This is a genomic window from Pseudoalteromonas sp. Z1A6 (assembly GCF_011378745.1).
GTDB classification, from domain to species: Bacteria; Pseudomonadota; Gammaproteobacteria; order Enterobacterales; family Alteromonadaceae; genus Pseudoalteromonas; species Pseudoalteromonas arctica.
On the sequence record NZ_WTKW01000242.1, the window covers coordinates 1 to 6,547 of the forward strand.

Below are 6,547 nucleotides of genomic sequence, written 5' to 3' on the forward strand. Positions count from 1 at the left end.
TTTTAATAAATAATTCCCAATTAATAGAGCGAAAAAAAATATAATGTGTTAATCTTACCTTGCTTTGAGTTTTTATGTATTGAATTTACGGATATTGTGCTGCGTTTAAGGTTACCGGTTAGGTTATTACTTGTTCCTGTACTGTACCTCCATATTTTTGAGCATTGACTCAGGGAGGATATTGCCATAATAATATGGCTGAATTTTAATTATTGACTTACAGGAAAATTTAGTATGTCGGTTACTGGTAAAGTAAAGTTTTTCAACGAAGCTAAAGGCTTTGGTTTCATTGAACAAGAAAATGGTCCTGACGTGTTTGTACATTTCAGCGCAATCACTGGTTCTGGTTTTCGCACTCTTAGCGAAGGTCAAGCAGTGACATTCAGCATCAAACAAGGTCAAAAAGGCCCTGAAGCTGAGAACGTAGAAGCAGCATAATTTATTATGTGAACTCTAGTTCATCTTGGTGAAGCAGGTCTCTGTTTCACCATAATTCCTCTCTATGTACATAATTAATAAAATCCTTCTTTTTAAATCCTTGAACACAAATTTCATATATTCTTAAATCTTCTATTTTAATACAAACCCAAAATTCAATTATCTGAATAACTTATACAATCGAACCACTTTCTATCGCATTTAAAACATCCCTTACAATTTATCCAACTGATCCGATACTTATATACATAAAAATGATGCCAAATAACAATCTGTGTAAATTTTAGTGTAAGTCTTGCTAGTGCAATCAGGTTGAAGTTTTGTACTTTAACTATAAATGGGCAAGGGAACCTCTATAGGCCTCTGATAGCTTATTATGGAAGCGTTAGGCATCATTTATAGTCCATTATTATTAAAGTTGAGCAACTTTTTGTGATTAACTTTGTTACTAAATAAATTTAACTGTTAAATAGTATTAATGAGCACTCTAAAGCGGTAAATGTAACTCGTCTAATTATCGAAAGCTATTTGGCTATTTCAGGCCTTGCTAAAAGAAACTTATTATTACTATTTATGGGAAACACGTTTTATAAATGGCTTTAGGTATTGCGTGCATAAAGCAAGGTGGGCGGTATTAGAGATTATCCAGTGTTGTTTTTTTGTGCGACAAATGGTTTGTTTTTTCAGATGAAGTGTTATTGGGGAGATAAAATGTGCTGAAATCGTTTAAAAAATAACTTTTGTTATATCTATCTATATTTTTTTTTGTTTTTTTTCAGTGCGAATTCAGCTTTGGCTAAATGTTGCAATAATGTTGTTTTATGTCAGTGCAATGCGAATAAATACACCCCTCAAAAGGCTTTAATCGAAATATTAAGCAAAAGCTTAGTTGCAATAATGTTAACAGTTGTGTGCTAGTACTTTTGTTTAAGCATTAACTTAGCTATTTATTTGCAGAGATTAGTAAACATCAAGTTGACAGCGCTAATTGCATTTAGCATTATTGGAAGGTTGATATCTATTAAAAGATATCAGGGTTGTTCTCTTCGGAGGATAATTAAATTATAAAAGTAACATTACTTAATTGGTTGGGAACTATGTCTGTTAAAATCAGAAAGAGTCTTGTAGCAACTGCGTTGGTTGGCGCATTTGCATTTGCAAGCAGCAATGTGATTGCAGATCCTTTGAATGACGTGCAAAAAGCAGGTCAACAAATTCAAAAGGCTGCGGTTAAGTCTCAAACTAAAATTGACAATGTATATGGTCAAACTCAGGAGCTAATCGCTGAGTACCGTAGCGTTGTTGATGAGACTGAACTTATGAAAGTGTATAACGATCACGTGTCGCGCTTGGTTGATAGCCAAAACGCGTCTATTGAATCGTTTGATCGTCAAATCGCTACGATTGATAACACGAAACAAAACGTTGTGCCTTTGATGTATCGCATGATCGATACGCTTGAGCAATTCATCAAAGCGGACGTTCCATTTAATCTAGAGACGCGTTTAGGACGTGTTGAAAGACTACGTGAAATCATGGTTTCTGCGTCTGTAACGACGTCTGAAAAATTCCGTCAAGTACTTGAAGCTTACACTATTGAAACAGCATACAGCTCACTTGTATCTGCTTCACAAGGTACACTAGAAGTTGATGGCAAAAGTATTAACGTTGATATCGGTCAGTTAGGTCGTATTACTTACGTTGCTCAGTCTTTTGACTTGAAACATGCTTGGGTGTGGGATAACAACACTAAACAGTGGAAAGAATTAGGTGAAGAATACCTAAAACCTGTTAAAGAAGTTATTCGTATGGCGCGTAAGCAAGCGACATTAGAACTTGTTAAACTACCTATCTTTGGCGCGGAGTAATCAATAATGAAGAAACTATTTAAAGGTTTTGCTGTTGCCGCAGTACTAACTGTTTCTGCAGGTACCGCGTTAAATGCACATGCAAATACTGGAGCTCTAGATAAAATACTTGAGCAAGTAAAGCAAGAGCGTATCTCTGAAGGTAAAATCGATAAGAAACGTGAACAAGAGTTCTTATCAGATCGTGCTGACAAGCAATCTTTACTTAATAAAGCTAAAAGCCAACTTGCTTCTGAGAAGTCTCGTGGTGAAAGCTTAACTAAGCAATATGCACAAAATGAAAACACGTTAGCTGAAAAAGAAGCCGCTCTTCAAAGTGCTCAAGGTACTTTGGGTGAGATGTTTGGTGTTGTACGTCGTGCAGCTCAAGACGCTATCGGTTCTATCGAAGCATCACTAGTTAGTGCTGAGAAACCTGGCCGTGCTGAAATCTTACGTTCATTAGCTGCTGCTAAAGAACTTCCTACAGTTCGCGAACTTGAAGAACTTTGGATTTCACTTCAAACAGAAATGACTGAATCAGCTAAAGTTTCAACTTTTGAAACTGAAGTTGCTGGTCTTGACGGTAACCCGTCAATGAAGAAAGTAACGCGTATCGGTAACTTTAACTTAGTTACAGACGATGGTTACTTAATTTATTCACCAGAAACTAAGTCTATTCAGCCTCTAGGTAAACAGCCTGATAGCTATATTTTAGACGGTATCACTGATCTTGAAAATACATCACCAGATAACTACGCTGGTGTTTATATCGATCCGACTCGTGGTGCTATCTTACGTATCAACACTCAAAAAGCGACACTTATGGAATACTTCCATCAAGGTGGCGTAGTTGGTTATATCATTACAGCTTTACTAGCTTTAGGTATGCTAATTACTCTAATTCGCTTTGTTGACCTTACACTTACTACTAGTAAGATTAAGAGCCAGCTTAAAAATGTTGCTACACCGAATACAAATAACCCACTGGGTCGTATTCTTAAAGTGTACCATGACAACAAGAACCAAGATGTTGAAAACCTTGAGCTTAAACTTGATGAAGCGATTCTACGTGAAACGCCACGCATCGAAGCTGGTATCAACATAATTAAGATTCTTGCTGCAATCGCACCGTTACTAGGTCTACTAGGTACAGTAATCGGTATGATCTTAACGTTCCAAACAATCACATTGTTCGGTACGGGTGATCCGAAGATCATGGCAGGTAACATCTCTCTAGCACTTGTAACTACAGCGCTAGGTCTAATTGCTGCATTACCACTAATTCTACTTCATGCTCTTGTAGCTGGTCGTAGTAAGTCGGTATTACACATCCTTGATGAGCAAAGCGCGGGTATCGTTGCTACTCACGCGGAGAAGGAGAAAGCCTAATGCTAGTCCTGATGGAGATATGGGAATCTATCAGGGATTTTGTTGGCACAGGCGGCCAGGTTTTATACGTGGTCGCGATAGCACTCTTTCTGATGTGGGTTTTAATGATTGAGCGCTATTGGTTTCTACTTGCAGAGTTTCCTCGCACAGCGAAAGAAATTGTAGCAAAGTGGGATGCCCGCCAAGACACTACGTCTTGGTACGCACACAGAATCCGTGAAGCATGGATTTCTGAAGCGTCTGAAAAATTAGATCAGCGTATGTTGTTGATTAAGACATTAGTAGCTGTTTGTCCTTTAATAGGCTTACTTGGTACTGTTACTGGTATGATCTCGGTTTTTGAAACCATGGCCAACCAGGGTACGGGTAATGCACGCTTAATGGCATCAGGTATTTCAATGGCAACAATCCCAACAATGGCTGGAATGGTTGCGGCACTATCTGGAGTATTTTTTAGCTCACGTCTTGAGACAAAAGCTAAAATGGTGAAAGCCAAACTTATTGATAGTATGCCTCATCACTAGAGAGAGAATTAAATATGGCACGTAAACAACGTTTTCGTGAAGAAGAAGAAGCAGCGGTTGATATGACGCCAATGCTTGACATCGTATTTATCATGCTTATTTTCTTTATCGTAACTACATCGTTCGTTAAAGAGGCTGGTATCGAGGTCAATAAACCAAAAGCTGCCCAAGCTACTAAGCAAAAAAATGCTAACATTTTTATTGCTATTCGTAGTAACGGCGAAATCTGGGTTGATAAACAACAAATTGATGTTGAACGTATTTCAGCAAAAATTGAAAGTTTATTAGCAGAACAACCTACTGAAGTTGTGATTATACAAGCTGATAAAGAAGCTAAACACGGCACAGTGGTTAAAGTTATGGACCAGATTAAAGCGACGGGTGACAACCTTAGAATTTCAATAGCTGGAGATCAGTAATGATTCGTTTTCTGTTTTCACTGATTGCAGGTGGGGCAGTTACTTTCGGCTTGTTCTACTTCATGGCCTTCCTCATCTCTGGTGGGGCTGACCGTAATACGGAACAAAAAGAGCAGATCATAGTCGAAATAATGACGAATCCGCCTGAATCTAAGGTGCAGGAGAGGAAGCGTGTACCGCCTCCTCCTCCACCACCGCCAAAGCAGCCGCCTAAACCGCAGCCGCCACAGCCGGAAAATAATAATCCAAACCCTGGTGCTATGTCATTTAACATGGGTAGCATTGATGTTGGTAGTTCAGCTGGTGGACTAAGTGGTCCTGGTGCATTTGGACGAGATGGTGATGCGACACCTATCGTTCGTATAGAACCAAAATATCCAACGCAAGCAGCACGTGATGGCAAAGAAGGTTGGGTACAACTTTCATTCACAATTGATGAGTTAGGTGGAGTGATTGACGTTGAAGTAATTGACGCAGATCCAAAACGTATCTTTGACCGTGAAGCTAAACGCGCACTGCGTAAGTGGAAGTACCGTCCTAAGATCATTGACGGAAAACCACAGAAACAACCAGGTTTACAAGTTCAATTAGACTTTAAACTTAACCAAGGCAACTAAGGAGGCGAGTAATGAGAAATTTTTCTAAAGTAACTGCTCTTGCGATTCTTATGTCTGTGTCGGGTGCTACTTTAAGTGCATCTGTTTTAGCAGCGCCAGATTACGCAAAGATTGAAGAGCGTAAAAAAGCAAAAACTAAAATCATGGGCGAGCGTACTGGTAAAAAGGTAATTAAAGCATTTGACTTGTACAACGAAGAAAAAGTTGATGAAGCAATTGTTTTGCTTAGAGAGATTGAACCTTCGAATGACTTTGATAAAGCGACCGTAAATCGTTACTTAGGTAGCATGTACGCTCAAAAAGAAAAGTATGACGAAGCGATTAAGTACTCTAAGCAAGCAGTTGCCCCTGATGTTTTAAACTTTGCTGATCAAGAACAGACTCTAAAACTGTTAGGCGATTTATACGCCGGTACTGAAAAGTATCAAGAAGCCAAAAAAGCTTATGTAGCTTGGATGGACTTCACTGGCCAAGAAGATCCTACGGTTTATACACGTATCGCTCAAGCTAACTATCAGTTAGAGCAATTTCGTGATGTTTTTGAACCAGCAGATAAGGCAATTAAACTTCAAAAAGAACCTAATAAAGGTCCTTACCAATTAAAACTGGGTGCATACTTTGAACTTAAAGACTATGCAAACATGGTTAAGATTGGCGAAGAGATTGTTCGTGTATGGCCTGATGATAAAAAAGCTTGGGTTAGCTTAGGTAAATATTACCTACAAACCGAAGACTATCAAAAAGGTTTAGCAACGATGGAAGTTGCTTACAAGAACGGTTACTTTGAAAATGAAGTTGAGTATAAAGTCTTATCTAACTTTTACTCTCTAAACGAGATCCCTTTTAGAGCAGCTGTAACGCTAGAAAAGGCCGTTAAGAGTGAAAAAGTAAAACGTACAAAGCAGAATGTTAGCGCGATTGCTAGTAACTATCATCGCTCTAAGGATCTAGAAAAAGCTGCTAAGTACTACGAAGAAGCTGCTAAATTTGATGACGACGCTGAACTTTACCGTAAAGCTGGTTCATTACTTTTACAATCTGAAAAATTCAGTGCTGCTGTTGTTCGTTTGAACAAAGCATTAGAGCTTGGCTCTGACAAAAAAGGTACTATTTATTCAGATTTAGCTGAAGCGTATTACTATCAAGGTAAGTATAAGCAAGCATATGCTGCAATTACTAAAGCTATGGATGACCCTCGCACACGTAAGTTTGCAAAGGGTTGGTCTACATATATTAAAGATAAAGCCGCTCGCAACGGTGTTAAAATTTAATTTTAATTAGCTAAAGCAACTTATAAAAAGCCCCTCTGG

Annotated in this window: 7 protein-coding genes; all 7 read left to right on the forward strand. The window is 38.5% G+C overall.

Translation table 11 applies throughout. From position 1 onward, the window contains the following. Window positions 1–234: 234 nt before the first annotated feature. The 7 genes from GQR46_RS14315 (at window position 235) to GQR46_RS14345 (ending at window position 6,508) form a co-directional block, all read left to right on the forward strand. Window positions 235–438 (forward strand): cold-shock protein, encoded by a 204-nt coding sequence (locus tag GQR46_RS14315; protein WP_002961702.1) that lies wholly within the window; start codon window positions 235–237, stop codon window positions 436–438. A 1,097-nt stretch (window positions 439–1,535) separates the two neighbouring features. After that, the gene (locus tag GQR46_RS14320; RefSeq protein WP_024590812.1) at window positions 1,536–2,306 is read left to right on the forward strand and encodes a DUF3450 domain-containing protein; all 771 of its coding nucleotides are present in this window, start codon (window positions 1,536–1,538) and stop codon (window positions 2,304–2,306) included. 6 nt (window positions 2,307–2,312) lie between these two features. Continuing rightward, window positions 2,313–3,677 (forward strand): MotA/TolQ/ExbB proton channel family protein, encoded by a 1,365-nt coding sequence (locus GQR46_RS14325; protein WP_007583865.1) that lies wholly within the window; start codon window positions 2,313–2,315, stop codon window positions 3,675–3,677. Next, a complete protein-coding gene (locus GQR46_RS14330) occupies window positions 3,677–4,201 on the forward strand; it encodes a MotA/TolQ/ExbB proton channel family protein (RefSeq protein WP_002961709.1) in 525 nt (174 codons plus the stop codon). The genes GQR46_RS14325 and GQR46_RS14330 overlap by 1 nt, the downstream gene beginning before the upstream one ends. Window positions 4,202–4,215: 14 nt before the next feature. After that, window positions 4,216–4,620, forward strand: coding sequence for a biopolymer transporter ExbD (locus GQR46_RS14335; RefSeq protein ID WP_007583867.1), 405 nt, complete (start codon window positions 4,216–4,218; stop codon window positions 4,618–4,620). Then, a complete protein-coding gene (locus tag GQR46_RS14340) occupies window positions 4,620–5,237 on the forward strand; it encodes an energy transducer TonB (RefSeq protein ID WP_165728220.1) in 618 nt (205 codons plus the stop codon). The genes GQR46_RS14335 and GQR46_RS14340 overlap by 1 nt, the downstream gene beginning before the upstream one ends. An 11-nt stretch (window positions 5,238–5,248) precedes the next feature. After that, the gene (locus GQR46_RS14345) at window positions 5,249–6,508 is read left to right on the forward strand and encodes a tetratricopeptide repeat protein (RefSeq protein WP_165728221.1); all 1,260 of its coding nucleotides are present in this window, start codon (window positions 5,249–5,251) and stop codon (window positions 6,506–6,508) included. Window positions 6,509–6,547: the final 39 nt, after the last annotated feature.

Bases quoted from the DNA above. Each gene is read 5' to 3' on its own strand.
- GQR46_RS14315 (WP_002961702.1), top strand. From the start codon at position 235: ATGTCGGTTACTGGTAAAGTAAAGTTTTTCAACGAAGCTAAAGGCTTT.
- GQR46_RS14335 (WP_007583867.1), top strand. From the start codon at position 4,216: ATGGCACGTAAACAACGTTTTCGTGAAGAAGAAGAAGCAGCGGTTGAT.
- GQR46_RS14325 (WP_007583865.1), top strand. From the start codon at position 2,313: ATGAAGAAACTATTTAAAGGTTTTGCTGTTGCCGCAGTACTAACTGTT.
- GQR46_RS14340 (WP_165728220.1), top strand. From the start codon at position 4,620: ATGATTCGTTTTCTGTTTTCACTGATTGCAGGTGGGGCAGTTACTTTC.
- GQR46_RS14330 (WP_002961709.1), top strand. From the start codon at position 3,677: ATGCTAGTCCTGATGGAGATATGGGAATCTATCAGGGATTTTGTTGGC.
- GQR46_RS14345 (WP_165728221.1), top strand. From the start codon at position 5,249: ATGAGAAATTTTTCTAAAGTAACTGCTCTTGCGATTCTTATGTCTGTG.
- GQR46_RS14320 (WP_024590812.1), top strand. From the start codon at position 1,536: ATGTCTGTTAAAATCAGAAAGAGTCTTGTAGCAACTGCGTTGGTTGGC.